Below are 17,810 nucleotides of genomic sequence, written 5' to 3'. Positions count from 1 at the left end.
CCGCCGGCGCGGTGCCGGTGTCATCACGGAGGAAAGATTCCAATGAGTGCATCCCAAAATCTTGAAGCAGCAGCCGAAGACATCGCGAGCGACGTGCGCGGCGTGCTGGCGAGCAAGGACCTGGATTCGGTTCCCCACATCAAGGCGCTGCGCCAGCGCATCGACACCAAGCTCGCCATTGCGCGCGAGCTCGCATCCGAGAAAAGCAAGCTCGCCGCCAAGAAGGCCCGCGAGGCAGCCACTTCCGCCAACGCCTACGCTCACGACGAACCATGGCAGATCGCCGGTGCCGCACTGGCCGTCGGCGTGCTGGTGGGCCTGCTGCTTGGCCGCCGCTGACCGGCAGTCGCACCGCAGTACCGTTCACCCGGGCATGACAGGAGGTAGCCCATGAGGCTGCTTTCCCTGTTCGGCCTGGACGCCCGCGTCCGCCGGCTGCGCATCGCCGCCGCCGAAGGCGCCCTGGCGGCCGAGGACCGGGTGCAACTGCTGCGCATGGCCTGGGATGACGAGAAGCAGCGCCTGAAGCTGATGCTCGTCTTCGGGCTGGCCGTGCTGGGGCTGACCACCGTCACCGTGGCGCTGGTGTCCGTGGCGGTGGTGGTTCATTTCTGGGACACGCCGTACCGCATCACGGCCGCGTGGTCGGTGGCGGGCGTGTGGATCGTGCTGTGGCTGGTGGCCGCCATCGGCCTGCTGCAGACCCTGCGCAATGCGTCCAACGGCTTCGCGCCGGCGCGCCAGGAGTTCGAGCGCGACTGGGCATGGGTGCAGGACCGTTTCGGCCTCGGCAAGGACCCGGACCAGCCCGACGACGAACCCCGTCCCTCGAGGCCCGCTACGCGCGAGGAACTGCTGGCGCGCATGGACCGCCAGCGCCAGCGCATCGCAACGCTGCAGGGCGGACGCGAGCCGCAGTTCGCGCACGACGATGCGGCCAAGGCGGAGCAGGCGCCTCCGCCCGACGAGTCCGCTGCCGCTGCTGCATTGCGCATCGCGCGGGCGCACCCTGTGGCCGCCGGCGTCGCCGCTGCCGCGGCCGTGGTGGTGATCCGGCCGCGGCGTCTGCTGCGCTGGGCCGCGTTCATCGCGCCTGTGCTCTGGCGCATGCGCTGAAGAGAGCCGAAAAGGCTCAGGCCTTGCTGCGATCCCGCAGCAGCGCCTGGGCCGCTTCGCGGACCAGTCCGGGGCCGCGATAGATCAACCCGGTGTAGATCTGCACCACGTCGGCGCCGGCGGCGATCTTGGCCTTGGCATCGGCCCCGCTCAGGATACCGCCCACCCCGATGATCGGAAAACCGGAGCCCAGCGCCGCGCGCAGTTGCGCGATCACGCGGTTGCTGGCTTCCCGCACCGGTGCGCCCGAAAGTCCACCCGCCTCCTCCGCATGCGGCAGGCCCTTCACCGCGTCGCGCGCCAGCGTGGTGTTGGTGGCGATCACGCCGTCCATGCCGTGGCGCTTCAGGGTGGCGGCAATGACCGCGACCTGGGTTTCGTCGAGGTCCGGAGCGATCTTCACGAACAGCGGCGCGCGCTTGGCATGGCGCGTGGCCAGCGTCTCGCGCCGCTCGGCCACGGCGCCGAGCAGGGCGTCGAGCGCCTCGTCGCTCTGCAGCGAGCGCAGGTTCGCGGTATTGGGGCTGGAGATGTTGATCGTCACGTAGTCGGCATGCGGGTACACGCCGTCGAGGCAGGCGAGGTAGTCGTCCACCGCGCGCTCGATCGGCGTGGCGGCGTTCTTGCCGATGTTCAGGCCCAGCAGCATCGGCGGCCTGGCCGCGCCGCCCGCCTTGCGGAAACGCGCCTTCTGCACGTTCGCAAGGAATGCCTCGAGACCTTCGTTGTTGAAACCCAACCGGTTGATCAGCGCGTCGCGCTGCGGCAGGCGGAACATGCGGGGCTTGGGGTTGCCCGGCTGGCCCTTCGGCGTGACCGTGCCCACTTCGACGAATCCGAAGCCCATGGCCGCGAAGGCATCGATGCAGCGCGCGTTCTTGTCGAGCCCGGCGGCCAGGCCCACGCGGTTCGGAAAGCTCAACCCCGCAAGCTGGATGGGATCGCTGACACGCGGTGCCGAATAGGCGCAGGCCAGGGGCGTGTTCTGGGTGCGCGCGAGTCCGTCGAGGGTCAGTTCATGGGCGTGCTCTGGGTCGAAGCCGAACAGGAAAGGGCGGGCCAGGCCGTAGAGCGAAGAGGGCAGCAGCAGGGGCATCGGATAATTCTCGACTTCAATGAGCCAAGGATTCTCCGCGATGACCGCACCCGCCTCCCCAACCCCCGTTTCCGGCACCCTGTCCCAGGACGAACTCAAGGCCCTGGTCGGCCACGCCGCTCTGGCCTACGTGGTCAAGGGCGAGATCGTCGGCGTCGGCACCGGCTCCACGGTGAACAAGTTCATCGATGCGCTGGCCACCATCAAGGACCAGATCAAGGGCGCCGTCTCCAGCTCGGTTGCTTCCACCGAGCGCCTGCGGGCACTGGGTATTCCGGTGTTCGACAGCAACGAGGTGGAGGAGCTGGCCGTCTACATCGACGGTGCCGACGAAATCGACCACCGCGGTTTCATGGTGAAGGGTGGCGGCGCGGCGCTCACGCGCGAAAAGATCGTCGCGGCCCAGTCGCGCAAGTTCATCTGCATCGCCGATGCATCCAAGCTGGTGGAAACGCTGGGCGCCTTCCCGCTGCCGGTGGAAGTGATTCCGATGGCCGCTCGCCGCGTGATGCGCCAGTTCGCGGCCATGGGCGGCATCGGGCAGGTGCGCGAGAAGGACGGCCTGCCGCTGGTCACGGACAACGGGCAGCACATCGTCGACGTGACGGGCCTGCGCATCGCCGATCCGCTGGCTTTCGAGACCGAGGTGAGCCAGTGGCCGGGCGTGGTGACGGTGGGCGTCTTCGCCCATCAGAAGGCCGACGTGTGCCTGCTTGGCACCGCCACGGGCGTGAAGACGATGACCTTCGCCTGAGGCGACAACGCCCGAGGTTCAGAACTTGATGCCTGCCGGGTTGCTCGGCCCCGGCTCGCTCGATGCGGGCGGTGGCGAAGCCGGTTGCGCGGCGGGTGCCGGAGCCTGGGGGCGAGCGGCGGGCGCCGCCTGCTGTGCGACCAGCGGCCGTGCCGGGCCGTTACGGTAGCCGGCGGGAAGGCTGTTGCTCTTGGGGTAGCCAGCCGCGTCGAGGTACTGCGACCATTCGACGTCGGAGAAACCCTTCAGCTGCTGCGATCCGATGGTCAGCAGCGGCAGCGAACTCTGGCCGCTCAGGCGCTGCAGCGCCTCGATTTCCGCGTTGCTCTTGACGGTGCGCTCGTCGAACGGGATGCCGCGCGTCGTGAGCAGGGAGCGAGCGGCGCCGCATGGCGCGCACTCTTCGCCGCTGTACAACGTGACCGGGTAGCGCTGTGCCACTTGCCGCAGCTCGTAAGGCAGCCCCGCGTTGGGCGGCGTGGTGACGCCGCCTTGCGGCCCCGATGCCGCCCCTGTGTCGGCAGTCGGTGCGCGGTCCGAAAAAGTGACCTTGCCGTTCTTGTCCACCTGGCGGTAGACGTTCTGCGCCGTGGCACTGGCGGCCGCGAACACGAGGGTCAGGCCGATCAGGCGATACAGTGAGAATTTGTAAGGGGTCGGATGCATCGCCCGAGTATCGCAAGCTTCAGCGCCGCATCAAGCGGGCTGGGCCTCGGCCATGCCCTGATGTCGCAGCAGCGCATCAAGCTGGGGTTCGCGGCCGCGGAAGGCCTTGAACGAATCCATCGCGCTGCGGCTGCCACCCGCCTCGAGGATGGCCTGGCGGTACTTGCGGCCGGTCTCGATGTTCGGCTCGCCGTCGGCGCCCACGGTCTCCTCGAAGGCCGCGTAGGCGTCGGCGCTCAGCACCTCGGCCCACTTGTAGCTGTAGTAGCCGGCCGCGTAGCCGCCCGAGAAGATGTGGCTGAAAGTATTCGGCGTGCGGCTGAACGGCGGCGACGGCATCACCGCGACTTCGGTGCGCACCTTGCCCAGCAGCGCCATCACGTCGCCGGGCTTGGCGTCGGCGGCGCGGTACTCGGTGTGCAGCAGCATGTCGAACAGCGAGAACTCGATCTGGCGCAGCGTCTGCAGGCCGCTCTGGAAGTTCTTGGCCGCCGTCATCTTGTCGAACAGCGCGCGCGGCAACGGCTCGCCGGTGTCGACGTGGGCCGTCATGTGCTTGAGCACGTCCCACTCCCAGCAGAAGTTTTCCATGAACTGGCTCGGTAGCTCGACCGCGTCCCACTCGACGCCGCTGATGCCCGAGACGTCGCGCTCGTTCACCTGCGTGAGCATGTGGTGCAGGCCGTGGCCGAACTCGTGGAAGAGGGTGGTTACGTCGTCGTGCGTGAGCAGCGGCGGCTTGCCGTCGACGCCGCTGGCGAAGTTGCAGACCAGCTGCGCGACCGGCGTCTGCAGCACGCCGTTGTCAGGGCGCAGCCAGCGGGCGCGCACGTCGTCCATCCAGGCGCCGCCGCGCTTGGCGGCGCGGGCGGACGGGTCAAGGTAGAACTGGCCGACCTTCTGACCGGCACGCTCGATGCGGTAGAACTCGACGCTCGGGTGCCACACAGGCGCGCTGTCGCGGCGGATCGACACTTCGAACAGCGTCTCGACGATCTTGAACAGGCCGGCCATGACCTTCGGCGCCGGGAAGTACTGCTTCACCTCTTGCTCGCTGAAGGCATAGCGCGCTTCCTTCAGCTTCTCGCCGATGTAGGTCCAGTCCCAGGGCTGCGGCTCGGTGATGCTCAACTGCTCGGCCGCGAAGACGCGCAGGTCGGCCAGGTCGCGCTCGCCGTAGGGCTTGGCCTTGGTCGCGAGGTCGCGCAGGAACTTGACGACCTGCTCGGGCGATTCGGCCATCTTCGGCACGACCGACAGTTCGCCGAAATTCCTGTAGCCCAGCAGCTTGGCTTCTTCCTCGCGCAACGCGAGGATCTCGGTGATCAGCGGGGTGTTGTCGAACGAGGCGTCGCCGAACTCGCTGGCGCGGGTGACATAGGCGCGGTAGAGCTTTTCGCGCAGCGCGCTGCTCTTGGCGAACTGCATCACCGGCAGGTAGCACGGCATCTTGAGCGTGAGCTTGTAGCCTTCCTTGCCGTCGGCTTCGGCGGCGGCGCGGGCGGCGCTCACCACGTCTTCGGGCACGCCTTCGAGCTCGCCGAGAGAGGCGTAGTAGGCAAAGGCGTCGGTCGCGTCGAGGGCGTTCTCGCTGAACTTCTGGCTCAGCTCGGCCTGGCGTTCCTGGATGTCGGCGAAGCGCTTCTTGGCCTCGCCCTGCAGCTCGGCGCCGCCCAGCACGAAGTTGCGCACGGCATTGCGATGGGCCTGGCGCTGCTCGGCATTGAGCGTGGCGACGTCGATGGCCTTGTACTTGGCGTAGAGCCGCTCGTCGGAGCCCAGGCGGGTCCAGAAGGCGGTGACGCGCGGCATGGCTTCGTTGTAGGCGGCGCGCAGCTCGGGGGTGTCAGCCACGGCGTTCAAGTGGCCGATGGCGCCCCAGGCGCGGCTGAAGCGTTCGGAGGCCACGTCGAGCACCTTCGAGATCGCGTTCCAGTCGGCGGGGAATTCGGGCGCCGTCACGGTCTGCAGCGCGGTCTCGGCGTCGGCCAGGAGGGTGTCTACCGCGGGCGACACATGCTCCGGCTTGATACGGTCGAACAGCGGGAGGTCGGTGAAATCGAGGAGGGGGTTGTTCGTCATGGCCATGTGAGTTACTTGGCGGCGCGTTCGGCCGCTTCAAGGGTGTTGGCGAGCAGCATGGCGCGCGTCATGGGACCGACGCCGCCGGGCACGGGCGTGATCCAGCTTGCGACTTCCTTGACGCCGTCGAAATCGACGTCGCCGGCGAGCTTGCCGTCTTCCTTGCGGTTCATGCCCACGTCGATGACCACCGCGCCGGGCTTCACCATGTCCGCGGTCAGGAGATTGAGCTTGCCCACCGCCGCGACGATCACGTCGGCCTGCCGCGTGATGGCGCCCAGGTCTTGCGTGGCGCTGTGGCAGATGGTCACGGTGGCGCTCTTGGCCAGCAGCATCATGGCCATCGGCTTGCCGACGATGTTGCTGCGGCCGATGACCACCGCATGCTTGCCGCGCAGGTCGTAGCCGATGGATTCGAGCATCTTCATGCAGCCGTGCGGCGTGCAGGGCCAGAAGCCGGGGGCGCCGGTCATCAGCGCGCCCGCGCTGGCGACGTGGAAGCCGTCGACGTCCTTGGCGGGCGAGATCGTCTCGATGACCTTCTGGCTGTCCATGTGCCTGGGCAGGGGCAGCTGGACCAGGATGCCGTGCACCTTCGGGTCGTCGTTGAGGGTGCGGATGCGGGCCAGCAGGTCGGCCTCGCTCATGTCGGCGGGGTAGGTCTCGAGCGTGGCCTCCAGGCCGGTCTGGGCGCTGTCGTTGACCTTGTGCCTGGTGTAGACCTGGCTGGCCGGGTCTTCGCCCACGAGGATGATGGAAAGGGCCGGGTTCACGCCTTTGGCCTTGAGTGCGGCGGTGCGGCCGGCAACTTCGGCGCGAATGGTTTTGGCGAGGGCGTTGCCGTCGATCAGTTGGGCGGTCATCGGTTTCGATCTTCCAAGTAAAAACGCCCGCTTGCGCAGGCGTGGGGGCCATTCTTCGCTATCGCAGGGATAGCTTCTAGGCCTTGGCCGCGGGGGCCGCCTGTCCGAGCGCGATCTTCAGCAGGTCGGCCACGGTGTTGGCGTTGAGCTTTTCCATGATGTTGGCGCGGTGCGCCTCGACCGTCTTGATGCTGATACCCAGGTCGTCGGCGATCTGCTTGTTCAGGCGGCCTGCGACGATGCGTTCGAGCACCTGTGCCTCGCGGCCGGTGAGCTTGGACAGCAGCGCGTCGCGGCTGGCCGATTGCTGGTGCTGGGTGAAGGCGCCGCGCGCATGTTCGAGCATGCGCTCGACCAGCGTGACGAGTTCCTCGTCGTTGAAGGGCTTCTGGATGAAATCCATGGCGCCCTTCTTCATGCTGTCGACGGCCATGGGCACGTCGCCGTGGCCGGTGATGACCACGATCGGCAGCGGGGAGCGCCTTTCGATCAGCCGATCCTGCAGTTCGAGGCCGGTCATGCCGGCCATGCGGATGTCGACGATCAAACAGGCGACTTCGCGCGGGTCGTATCGGGAGAGAAAGGATTCGGCGGAATCGAAACAGCGGACTCTGTAGTCCTTGCCTTCGAGCAGCCATTGCAGCGAATCGCGTACGGCTTCGTCGTCGTCGACGACATAGACCGTGCCCTTCTTCGGAATCAAACTCATGCAGGTACCTTTGCCTCGTCGCTAGCTACGGAACTGATAGCGTCCAACACCGGAATCCAGAAGGAAAAACGGCATCCGATCACATCCGGACCATTGTAGATGTTCTCCGCCTGCATCCGGCCGCGGTGCGACTCGACGATGGTGCGGCACAAATTGAGCCCGATGCCCATGCCTTCGGGCTTGGTCGAGAAGAAAGCCTCGTAGAGCCGGTCCATCACTTCCGGGGCCAGGCCCTTGCCGGTGTCCTGCACCGAGAATTCGATGGCGTTGTGGCCCTCGATTACCTTGGGCAGCACCCGCAGCTCGACGCTGCGGCGCGCCAGCGGGCGGTCGGCGATGTCGATGGATTCGGCCGCGTTCTTCAGCAGGTTGACCATCACCTGCTCGATGAGGATCGGGTCGACGCGCACCACCGGCAGCCGTGCCGCCACGTAGTGGTTCAGGCGCACGTTGCGCCGGCGCAGCTCGATGCCGGCGAGCTCGACCGCTTCGCTCACCATGGTGGCCACGTCGGCCGGCGTGCGGTTGGGTTCGCTGCGCTTCACGAAGGAACGGATGCGCTGGATGATCTGGCCCGCGCGCTGGGCCTGCTTCGAGGTTTTCTCGAGCGCGGCGAGCAGCGCCTCGGTGTCGATCGTCTGCCCCTTGATGCGCGACATCATCCCGTTGCAGTAGTTGGTGATGGCGGTCAGCGGCTGGTTGAGCTCGTGCGCCACGCTCGACGCCATTTCGCCCATCGTGATGAGGCGGCTGGCGGCCTGGGCCTTGTCGGCCTGCGCGGCGGCCTGCTCCTCGGCGTCGCGGCGGGGCGTGATGTCGGTGGCGATCACGAGCTGGGCGAGGCGCCCGTCCACCCAGGTCAGGTAGCGCGAGCGCACTTCGAGCCACTTGCCCAGGTGCGGCACGAAGATCTCGTTGTTGGCGGTCTGGGCTGCGGTGAGCGTGTCGATCGGCAGGCCGGCGTAGGGGTCGACGTCGTCCAGGCCCTCGTCGTGCGCGTTCGACGCCGGCACGCCGGCCTGCGCGACCATGCCGAGGTGCCCCACGGTGTCCGAGCCGAACCAGAGGCGGTACAGCTTGTTGGCGAACAGCAGTTCCTCGGAGCCGATGGGCGCCACCGACACGGCCGCGTCCAGTGCCTCCAGCACCGTGGTGAAGCGCTCGTAGGAGGCGGAGAGCTGTTCGCGGATGCGCGTGGGCTCGGTGATGTCGGTCATCGACGTCATCCAGCCGGTCTGGTGGCCGCGGGCGTCGATCAGCGGCGACACGTAGAGGCGGGCGTTGAACACGCTGCCGTTCTTGCGCTTCACCCGCACCTGGAAGCCGCCGGGCAGGGCGCGGCCATGCAGTTCTTCTTCGAGCCGCTCGTTCATCACCTCGCGGTCGGACTCGAGCCAGTAGGGGAAGGGCGGCGACTGGCCGACCAGTTCTTCCTCGCTCCAGCCGGTCATCGCGCAGAACGCGGCGTTCACGTAGGTGATGCGGCCCTGCAGGTCGAGCACCCGCATGCCGGTGAGCATGGAGTTCTCCATGGCCCGGCGGAAGTTGGTTTCAGCCACCAGCCGCTGCTGTGCCTGCAGCCGTCGGCGCGTGTGGCGCCAGGTGCCGATCAGCATCCAGCTCGTGAGCACGCTGAGTGCGCAGACCAGCCAGAACAGCCCGTTGCCGACCACGCCCTGCGACGTGCGGTAGGCCTGCGCCCGCAGCACCAGGGCATTGCCGACCGGCGACACCGGCACTTCATATTCGTTGGTGCGCTCGGTCCAGGGCAGCAGGCGGGTGCCGCTTTCCTTCAGGTTGGTGGTGTTGCCTGCGATCACGCGGCCCTTGGCGTCGAGCAGCGACACCGCGTAGCGCGCCTGCACCTCGGACGGCATGCCGTAGCGCAGCAGGCCGTCGACCGAGAACTCGCCAAGCACCACGCCCGCGAACAGGCCCTGGTCGAACAGGGGAATGTGCAGTTGCAGCATCGCCGGGGGATCGCCGCCGGCCACGGGCTGCGAATACACCGGCTGGCGCAGCTCGCGTGCCAGCGCGTAGTTGCTTTCGATGTCGCCGGGGCGCAGCACGTCGCCGATCAGGTGCTGCTGCGCGGGGTGGACGCTGGGCGCGGCGTAGCCGGCCTTGAAGCGGCGGCGGTCGTCGATCCAGGTGATGGTCTGCAGCTCGGGGAACTGGCTCACCAGCGACTCGGCGCGGCTGGTGAATTCGATCGGGTCGATCTCTCGGTTGGAGGCATCGCGCGCGATGCGCATCAGTTGCTCCTGCCGCTCGAGCAGCCTCAGGCGCATGCGCTGCTGGGCGTATTCGACGTCGCGGCGGACCGACTCCTGCTCGCGCTCGACCTCCTCGGTGCGCAGATACCAGAAGGCCGACACGATGGCCGCGAGAAAGAGCAGCACGGCGGCCATCGGCGCGAGCATCGCGACCGCGTCCTGCAGCACCGGCGTCTGCTTGCGCCACCACCTGCGCCACCAGGACAGGGGCGAGGCGTTCACGGCACTGCGGGCAACCGCCAGCGGGGAAGAAAGAGGCATGCCCTGAGTTTAGGTGATGGCCCCCTCGGCAGCGACTGGAATGCCGCGGTGCCATGGGCTCCTGCATGGTCGGCGTCAAAAGGCTCAATGTCATCCAAATATCACATTAAGAAATCATCAAGCACTATTTGAAATTCAGATATTTCTATGAGAAACTCCGCCGCGCTGAGCGCATAGCGCACTAAATTACCGCCACAGCCCTAAAAGGAGAGACAAGCATGTCGGCAAATCCCGAGAACCTGTTCGGCTCGGCCGCGAATGACGCGGACGCCCAGGAGACCCGCGAATGGATGGATGCACTGTCCTCCGTCATCCAGAGCGAGGGTCCCGAGCGGGCCCACTTCCTTCTCGAGCAACTGCTCGAACATGCCCGCCAGAACACGGTCGACATGCCGTTCTCGGCCAACACGGGCTACGTCAACACCATCGAGCCTTCGCAGGAGGCTCGCAGCCCCGGCAACCTCGAAATCGAACAGCGCCTGCGCGCCTACATGCGCTGGAACGCGATGGCCATGGTGGTCAAGGCCAACCGCCACCATCCGGCCGAAGGCGGTGACCTGGGCGGCCACATCGGCTCCTTCGCCTCGCTGGCAAGCATGTTCGGCGCCGGCTTCAACCACTTCTGGCACGCCGAGAGCGAAAACCACGGCGGCGACCTGCTCTACATCCAGGGCCACGTTTCGCCTGGCATCTATGCCCGCGCCTACCTCGAAGGCCGCCTCTCCGAAGAGCAACTGCTCAACTTCCGCCAGGAAGTCGACGGCAAGGGCCTGTCGAGCTACCCGCACCCCAAGCTGATGCCGGAGTTCTGGCAGTTCCCCACCGTCTCGATGGGCCTGGGCCCGCTGATGGCGATCTACCAGGCACGCTTCCTCAAGTACCTGCATGCACGCGGCATCGCCAACACCGAAAACCGCAAGGTCTGGGTGTTCTGCGGCGACGGAGAAATGGACGAGGTCGAATCGCTGGGCGCCATCGGCCTGGCGGCGCGTGAGAACCTCGACAACCTGATCTTCGTCATCAACTGCAACCTGCAGCGCCTGGACGGCCCGGTGCGCGGCAACGGCAAGATCATCCAGGAGCTCGAGGGCGAGTTCCGCGGCGCCAACTGGAACGTCGTGAAGCTCATCTGGGGCAAGGGCTGGGACGCCCTGCTCGAGAAGGACCATGACGGCGCGCTGCGCAAGATCATGATGGAGTGCAACGACGGCGACTACCAGTCGTTCAAGGCCAACGACGGCGCCTACGTGCGCAAGAACTTCTTCGGCCGCGATCCGCGCACGCTGAAGATGGTCGAGCACATGACCGACGACGAGGTCTGGAACCTGCAGCGCGGCGGCCACGACTCGCAAAAGGTGTACGCCGCGTTCCATGCCGCCCAGAACCACAAGGGCCAGCCCACCGTGCTGCTCGTCAAGACCGTCAAGGGCTTCGGCATGGGCAAGATCGGCGAAGGCAAGAACACGGTCCACCAGACCAAGAAGCTCGGCGACGAAGACATCAAGGCCTTCCGCGACCGCTTCAACATCCCGATTCCCGACAGCCAGATCGCCGAGCTGCCGTTCTACAAGCCGGCCGACGACACGCCGGAAATGCGCTACCTGCACGAGCGCCGCAAGGCCCTCGGCGGCTACCTGCCGCACCGCCGCGTCAAGGCCGACGAGAGCTTCACGGTCCCGTCGCTCGACACCTTCAAGGCGGTGATGGAGCCCACGGCCGAGGGCCGCGAGATCTCGACCACGCAAGCCTACGTGCGCTTCCTCACGCAGCTGCTGCGCGACAAGGCGCTGGGCCCGCGCGTCGTGCCCATCCTGGTGGACGAGGCTCGCACCTTCGGCATGGAAGGCCTGTTCCGCCAGATCGGCATCTACAACCCGCACGGTCAGCAGTACACCCCGGTCGACAAGGACCAGGTCATGTACTACAAGGAAGACAAGGCCGGCCAGATCCTGCAGGAAGGCATCAACGAAGCCGGCGGCATGTCGAGCTGGATCGCGGCGGCCACGTCGTACAGCACGAACAACCGCATCATGGTGCCGTTCTACGTGTACTACTCGATGTTCGGCTTCCAGCGCATCGGCGACCTGGCCTGGGCGGCCGGCGACATGCAGGCCCGCGGCTTCCTGCTGGGCGGCACCTCGGGGCGCACCACGCTGAACGGCGAAGGCCTGCAGCACGAAGACGGGCACAGCCACATCCTGGCCAACACCATCCCGAACTGCGTGAGCTACGACCCGACCTTCGCGCATGAAGTCGGCGTGATCCTGCACCACGGCCTCAAGCGCATGGTCGAGAAGCAGGACAACGTCTACTACTACCTGACGCTGCTCAACGAGAACTACGCGATGCCCGGCCTGCAGCCAGGCACCGAAGAGCAGATCATCAAGGGCATGTACCTGTCGAAGCAGGGCCCCGCGATCAAGGCGTCCAAGGGCAAGGAAGCACCCACGGTGCAACTGCTGGGCAGCGGCACCATCCTGCGCGAGAGCTTCGCCGCGCAAGAGCTGCTCGAGAAGGACTGGGGTGTGTCGGCTTCCGTTTGGAGCTGCCCGAGCTTCAACGAGCTGACCCGCGACGGCCAGGACGCCGACCGCTGGAACCTGCTGCACCCCGACCAGACGCCGCGCGTGCCCTTCGTGGCCGAGCAGCTCGCGCCCACCGCAGGCCCGGTGGTCGCATCGACCGACTACATGAAGGCCTATGCCGAGCAGATCCGTCCCTTCATCCCGAAGGGCCGCACCTACAAGGTGCTAGGCACCGACGGCTTCGGCCGCAGCGACTTCCGCAACAAGCTGCGCGAGCACTTCGAGATCAACCGCCACTACATCGTGGTGGCTGCGCTCAAGGCGCTGAGCGAAGACGGCACCGTGCCGGTGGCCAAGGTGGTGGAAGCGATCAAGAAGTACGGCATCAATGTCGACAAGGTCAACCCGCTTTACGCCTGACCCTCAACAATCAACGAACGAAACGGCGCCTCACGGCGGGAGACAAACGATATGGCAGCAGTGGAAGTCAAGGTGCCGGACATCGGCGATTTCGATGAAGTCGCGGTGATCGAGGTGCTTGTGAAGGTGGGCGACACGGTCAAGGCCGAGCAGTCGCTCATCACGGTGGAATCGGACAAGGCGTCGATGGAAATCCCGTCGTCCACGGCCGGTGTGGTCAAGGAGCTGAAGGTCGAGGTCGGCAGCAAGGTGAAGGAGGGCTCGGTGGTGCTCGTGCTGGAGGCCGAGGGAGCGGGTGCCGCTGCACCGGCTCCGGCTGCGGCTCCTGCCGCCGCTGCGCCCGCGCCCGCGCCGGCGCCCGCTGCGGCTGCGCCGGCACCTGCCGCCGCGCCTGCAGCGGCGTCGGGTCCGGTCGAGGTCAAGGTGCCCGACATCGGCGATTTCAAGGACGTGGCCGTCATCGAGCTGCTCGTGAAGGTCGGCGACACGGTCAAGGCCGAGCAGTCGCTCATCACGGTGGAGTCGGACAAGGCTTCGATGGAGATTCCGTCGTCGGCGGCCGGCGTGCTCAAGGAACTCAAGGTCAAGGTCGGCGACACCGTCAACATCGGCGACCTGATCGCCGTGCTCGAAGGCACGGCTGCCGCGGCCCCGGCGCCCGCGCAGGCCGCTGCTGCGGCGACCGCCAGCGCACCCGCGCCCGCGCCAGCCGCCGCAGCCCCGGCGCCCGCCGCGAGCCCGGCCGCTGCCGCCGCACCGCACGACCCGACCGTCGCGCCCACCGGCAAGCTGCCGCATGCGTCCCCGTCGGTGCGCAAGTTCGCCCGCGAACTCGGCGTGCCGCTCGAAGAGGTCAAGGGTTCCGGCCTCAAGGGCCGCATCACGCAGGAAGATATTCAGAGCTTCACCAAGGCCGTGATGAGCGGCCAGGTCAGCACCAAGGCTTCCGCGGCCAAGGCGCCGGCTGGTGGCGGCGGCGACGGCGCGGCCCTGGGCCTCATTCCATGGCCGAAGGTCGACTTCACCAAGTTCGGCACGGTCGAGCGCAAGGACCTCTCGCGCATCAAGAAGCTCAGCGGCGCCAACCTGCACCGCAACTGGGTGATGATCCCGCACGTCACCAACAACGACGAAGCAGACATCACCGAGCTCGAGGCCTTCCGCGTCTCCACCAACAAGGAGAACGAGAAGTCCGGCGTCAAGGTCACGATGCTGGCCTTCGTCATCAAGGCGGTGGTCGCGGCGCTGAAGAAATTCCCCGAGTTCAATACCAGCCTGGATGGCGACCAGCTCGTCTACAAGCAGTACTACAACATCGGCTTCGCGGCGGACACGCCCAACGGCCTGGTGGTGCCGGTGCTGAAGGATGCCGACAAGAAGGGCATCCTGCAGATCAGCGCCGAGATGGGCGAACTGGCCAAGAAGGCGCGCGACGGCAAGCTCGGCTCGGCCGACATGCAGGGCGGCTGCTTCTCGATCAGCTCGCTCGGCGGCATCGGCGGCACGCACTTCACGCCCATCATCAACGCTCCGGAAGTGGCCATCCTCGGCCTGTCGAAGAGCGCGATGAAGCCGGTGTGGGACGGCAAGCAGTTCGTGCCGCGCCTGACGCTGCCGATGTCGCTGTCCTATGACCACCGCGTGATCGACGGCGCCCTGGCTGCGCGTTTCAACGCCTACCTGGGCCAGGTGCTCGCGGACTATCGCCGTATCCTGCTATGACCACGGTTGTGGCCGTCCGCAAGGGTGGCCAGGTCACGATGGCAGCCGATTCTCTGGTGACCTTCGGCGACACGCGGCTGTCGCACCGCGCCGAGGCCAACCAGAAGATCTTCACCGTCGAGGACGCGGCGGGCACCAGCCTGTTCGCGATGGCCGGCGCGGCCGCGCACTTCCTGGTGCTGCAGCATGCGCTGGCCGTGCAACCGCGCGAGAAGCTGCTGTTCGGCAGCAAGCACGAGATCTTCCGCACCTTCACGATGCTGCATCCGGTGCTGAAGGACTCGTTCTTCATGCAGACCAAGGAAGACGACCACGAGCCCTACGAGTCGAGCCAGTTCACGATGCTGATGGCCAACCCGAGCGGCATCTACGGCATCTACAGCTACCGCGAGGTGTTCGAGTTCAAGGAGTTCTGGGCCATCGGCTCGGGACGCAGCTTTGCGCTCGGCGCCATGCACGCGGCCTATGACATCAAGTCGCGCACCTCGCGCGACGTGGCGGAGGCGGGCATTGCCGCCGCCTGCGAATTCGATCGCAATTCGGCCCCACCGGTCGACGTTCTCACACTCAAACTGAAAGTGTCCAAATGAGCGAACAACAAATCAAGGTGCCCGACATCGGCGACTTCGACGAAGTCGCGGTGATCGAGGTGCTGGTCAATGTCGGAGACACGGTCAAGGCCGAGCAGTCGCTGATCACGGTCGAATCGGACAAGGCCTCGATGGAGATCCCGTCGTCCGCCGCCGGCGTGGTGAAGGCGCTGGCCGTGAAGGTGGGCGACAAGGTCAAGGAAGGCTCTGTCGTGCTGACGCTGGAAGTCGACGGCGCCGCCGCGGCCGCCCCCGCTGCTGCAGCACCGGCTCCCGCTGCCGCCGCCGCACCCAGTGCAGCCCCCGCGCCCAAAGCCACACCGGCGCCGGCCCCCGCCTCGGCGGCCGTGGCCGTGTCGAGCTACGGCGGCAAGGTCGACGTCGAATGCGACGTGGTCGTGCTCGGCGCCGGCCCCGGCGGCTATTCGGCAGCCTTCCGCGCGGCCGACCTCGGCCTGAAGGTCGTGCTGATCGAGCGGTACGCCACCCTCGGCGGCGTGTGCCTGAACGTCGGCTGCATCCCGTCGAAGGCGCTGCTGCACGTGGCGTCGGTCATGGACGAGGTCAAGCACTTCGCGGACCTGGGCGTGAGCTTTGCCGCTCCCACGGTCGACCGCGCCAAGCTGCTGGGCCACAAGAACAAGGTGGTGGGCAAGCTCACCAGCGGCCTCACGGCCATGGCCAAGATGCGCAAGGTGACGGTGCTGCGCGGCGTCGGCAGTTTCATCGACCCGTACCACCTGGAGGTCGACGAAACTTCGGGCACCAGCTGGGACACCACGGGCAGCAAGCAGACGGTCAAGTTCCGCAACGCCATCATCGCGGCCGGCTCGCAGGCCGTGAGCCTGCCCTTCATGCCGAAGGACCCGCGCGTGGTCGACTCGACCGGCGCGCTCGAGATGGGCACCGACCCCAAGCGCATGCTGATCCTGGGCGGCGGCATCATCGGCCTGGAGATGGGCACGGTGTATTCGACGCTGGGCGCACGCCTGGACGTGGTCGAAATGCTCGACGGCCTGATGCAGGGCGCCGACCGCGACCTGGTCAAGGTCTGGCAGAAGATGAACGCGCCGCGCTTCGACAACATCATGCTGAAGACGAAGACGGTCGGCGCCGAGGCCACGAAGGAAGGCATCAAGGTCAGCTTCGAGGGCGAGAACGCGCCGAAGGAGCCGCAGGTGTACGACCTGGTGCTGCAGGCCGTGGGCCGCAGCCCCAACGGCAAGAAGATCGGCGCCGAGAAGGCCGGCGTCACGGTGAGCGACCGCGGCTTCATACCGGTCGACATCCAGATGCGTACCAACGTGCCGCACATCTTCGCCATCGGCGACATCGTGGGCCAGCCCATGCTGGCGCACAAGGCGGTGCACGAGGCACACGTGGCGGCCGAAGTGATCGCAGGCGAGCAGAAGGGCGACAAGGAGCTGTCCAGCGCCGCCTTCAACGCCCGGGTGATCCCGAGCGTGGCCTACACCGACCCCGAGGTGGCGTGGGTCGGCCTGACCGAGGACCAGGCCAAGGCCGAGGGCATCAAGGTCAAGAAGGGGCACTTCCCATGGTCGGCATCGGGCCGCGCCATCGCCAACGGCCGCGACGAGGGCTTCACCAAGCTGCTGTTCGACGCCGAGACGCACCGCATCCTGGGCGGCGGCATCGTCGGCACGCACGCCGGCGACATGCTCGGCGAGATTGCACTCGCCATCGAGATGGGCGCCGACGAAATCGACATCGGCAAGACCATCCACCCGCACCCGACGCTGGGCGAAAGCATCGGCATGGCGGCTGAAGTGGCGCACGGCACCTGCACCGACCTGCCGCCGGCCCGCAAGAGCTGATTTCCGGCTGAAAGGGGGCGCCTGTCGAGCGCCCATAAAAAAATCCCGCTGCGGCGGGATTTTTTTCGTCCTGGATTTCCAGGGAGGGAGGAGGGGCTCAGTTGCCGGTGTGTGCGACGGCTGCCGCCTTCACTTCGTCCGTGGGGCCGGCCAGCACGCGGCGGGCACCGTCGAAGCGGCGCTGCCAGTAGCTGCCGTTCATGTCTTCCACGCGAACCTGGGCGCCGGAACGCGGCGAGTGGATGAACTTGCCTTCGCCGACATAGATGCCGACATGGCTGAAGGCGCGGCGCATGGTGTTGAAGAACACGAGGTCGCCGGGCTTGAGCTGCTCGCGGTCGATCTTCTCGGTGGCGGCTGCCTGCTCTTCGGCGCGACGGGGGAGCATGTGGCCCACCGTCTGGTTGTACATGGCACGAACGAAGCCGCTGCAATCGAAGCCTGCTTCCGCCGTGTTGCCGCCGCGGCGATAAGGCACGCCGAGGAAGCCGATGGCAGTGACCACGAGGTCGGAGGTTCGTTCGGAGACTGTTTGACGCACCTGCTGCAGCTGGCCGATCAGGCCTTTGTCTGCAAGCATGCGGGCCATCTCGTCGTCAGATCGGTCCTGTTGAGGGGCTGCGTGGGCAGCGACGGCAAGCAGGAGGGACACGGGTAGGACGAAAAAACGCATGGCGCGTAGGATATTGATGACGCGCGGTTATGTCAATTTAAACAGAATTAGCGATTGCCACCGTAAACCATTGATTTACATGGATTTTTTCAATTCGCCCAAAGAAAAAATGTAACGGTGAACGTTTATGGTTCATAAGTGGTTGTCACAAAATGGACCTACGCAGACGGGTTGGACAACACCGGATGCTGGATTCACTCGCCATTTGCTGCCAAGCTGATG

General features: G+C 66.5%; 14 protein-coding genes. 7 read left to right on the top strand and 7 right to left on the bottom strand.

Features of this window, described 5'->3' with window-relative positions:
* Positions 1-42: 42 nt before the first annotated feature.
* Together WIX39_RS19960 and WIX39_RS19955 are read left to right on the top strand one after the other, a co-directional pair.
* Positions 43-339: a glycine zipper domain-containing protein gene (locus tag WIX39_RS19960; RefSeq protein ID WP_081268986.1), complete on the top strand. Its 297-nt coding sequence runs from the start codon at positions 43-45 to the stop codon at positions 337-339.
* A 51-nt stretch (positions 340-390) separates the two neighbouring features.
* Complete coding sequence (locus tag WIX39_RS19955; RefSeq protein ID WP_409195679.1) at positions 391-1,116, top strand: phage holin family protein; 726 nt, start codon at positions 391-393, stop codon at positions 1,114-1,116.
* 16 nt (positions 1,117-1,132) lie between these two features.
* Here the strand turns inward: WIX39_RS19955 and WIX39_RS19950 are convergent, their stop codons facing one another.
* The gene (locus WIX39_RS19950; RefSeq protein WP_409195678.1) at positions 1,133-2,212 is read right to left on the bottom strand and encodes a quinone-dependent dihydroorotate dehydrogenase; all 1,080 of its coding nucleotides are present in this window, start codon (positions 2,210-2,212) and stop codon (positions 1,133-1,135) included.
* Between the two features lie 40 nt (positions 2,213-2,252).
* Here WIX39_RS19950 and rpiA point away from each other — a divergent pair, with 40 nt between their 5' ends.
* Positions 2,253-2,966, top strand: coding sequence for a ribose-5-phosphate isomerase RpiA (gene rpiA, locus WIX39_RS19945; protein ID WP_409195677.1), 714 nt, complete (start codon positions 2,253-2,255; stop codon positions 2,964-2,966).
* A gap of 18 nt (positions 2,967-2,984) precedes the next feature.
* On the opposite strand, the gene WIX39_RS19940 is transcribed toward rpiA, so the two are convergent.
* From WIX39_RS19940 to WIX39_RS19920, 5 genes are all read right to left on the bottom strand, one after another.
* On the bottom strand, positions 2,985-3,632 hold the full coding sequence (locus WIX39_RS19940) for a glutaredoxin family protein (protein WP_409195676.1): 648 nt from the start codon (positions 3,630-3,632) through the stop codon (positions 2,985-2,987).
* 30 nt (positions 3,633-3,662) lie between these two features.
* The gene (locus tag WIX39_RS19935; RefSeq protein WP_409195675.1) at positions 3,663-5,720 is read right to left on the bottom strand and encodes a M3 family metallopeptidase; all 2,058 of its coding nucleotides are present in this window, start codon (positions 5,718-5,720) and stop codon (positions 3,663-3,665) included.
* Positions 5,721-5,725: 5 nt separating this feature from the next.
* Complete coding sequence (folD, locus tag WIX39_RS19930) at positions 5,726-6,577, bottom strand: bifunctional methylenetetrahydrofolate dehydrogenase/methenyltetrahydrofolate cyclohydrolase FolD (protein WP_081268980.1); 852 nt, start codon at positions 6,575-6,577, stop codon at positions 5,726-5,728.
* A 76-nt stretch (positions 6,578-6,653) separates the two neighbouring features.
* Complete coding sequence (locus WIX39_RS19925) at positions 6,654-7,286, bottom strand: response regulator transcription factor (RefSeq protein WP_012747279.1); 633 nt, start codon at positions 7,284-7,286, stop codon at positions 6,654-6,656.
* Positions 7,283-9,823 (bottom strand): PAS domain-containing sensor histidine kinase, encoded by a 2,541-nt coding sequence (locus tag WIX39_RS19920; RefSeq protein WP_081268979.1) that lies wholly within the window; start codon positions 9,821-9,823, stop codon positions 7,283-7,285. Before WIX39_RS19920 ends, WIX39_RS19925 begins: the two co-directional genes overlap by 4 nt.
* A gap of 218 nt (positions 9,824-10,041) precedes the next feature.
* Between WIX39_RS19920 and aceE the strand changes: the two genes are divergently transcribed.
* From aceE to lpdA, 4 genes are read left to right on the top strand one after another with little or no spacing between them, the layout of a single operon-like run.
* Positions 10,042-12,768 (top strand): pyruvate dehydrogenase (acetyl-transferring), homodimeric type, encoded by a 2,727-nt coding sequence (aceE, locus tag WIX39_RS19915; protein ID WP_081268978.1) that lies wholly within the window; start codon positions 10,042-10,044, stop codon positions 12,766-12,768.
* A 51-nt stretch (positions 12,769-12,819) separates the two neighbouring features.
* Positions 12,820-14,490, top strand: coding sequence for a dihydrolipoyllysine-residue acetyltransferase (aceF, locus tag WIX39_RS19910; protein ID WP_409195674.1), 1,671 nt, complete (start codon positions 12,820-12,822; stop codon positions 14,488-14,490).
* Positions 14,487-15,080 carry an MFS transporter gene (locus tag WIX39_RS19905; protein ID WP_081271711.1) on the top strand — a complete coding sequence of 198 codons (594 nt, stop codon included), beginning with the start codon at positions 14,487-14,489 and terminating at the stop codon, positions 15,078-15,080. Before aceF ends, WIX39_RS19905 begins: the two co-directional genes overlap by 4 nt.
* Positions 15,077-16,915: a dihydrolipoyl dehydrogenase gene (lpdA, locus tag WIX39_RS19900; protein WP_409195673.1), complete on the top strand. Its 1,839-nt coding sequence runs from the start codon at positions 15,077-15,079 to the stop codon at positions 16,913-16,915. The genes WIX39_RS19905 and lpdA overlap by 4 nt, the downstream gene beginning before the upstream one ends.
* Positions 16,916-17,012: 97 nt before the next feature.
* On the opposite strand, the gene WIX39_RS19895 is transcribed toward lpdA, so the two are convergent.
* Complete coding sequence (locus WIX39_RS19895) at positions 17,013-17,588, bottom strand: C40 family peptidase (RefSeq protein WP_081271713.1); 576 nt, start codon at positions 17,586-17,588, stop codon at positions 17,013-17,015.
* Positions 17,589-17,810 lie beyond the last annotated feature (222 nt).

The organism is Variovorax sp. AB1(2024), from assembly GCF_037482385.2.
GTDB lineage: Bacteria > Pseudomonadota > Gammaproteobacteria > Burkholderiales > Burkholderiaceae_C > Variovorax.
Note: the sequence above shows the minus strand (reverse complement) of the source record. Positions and strands in the feature narration are given on the sequence as shown.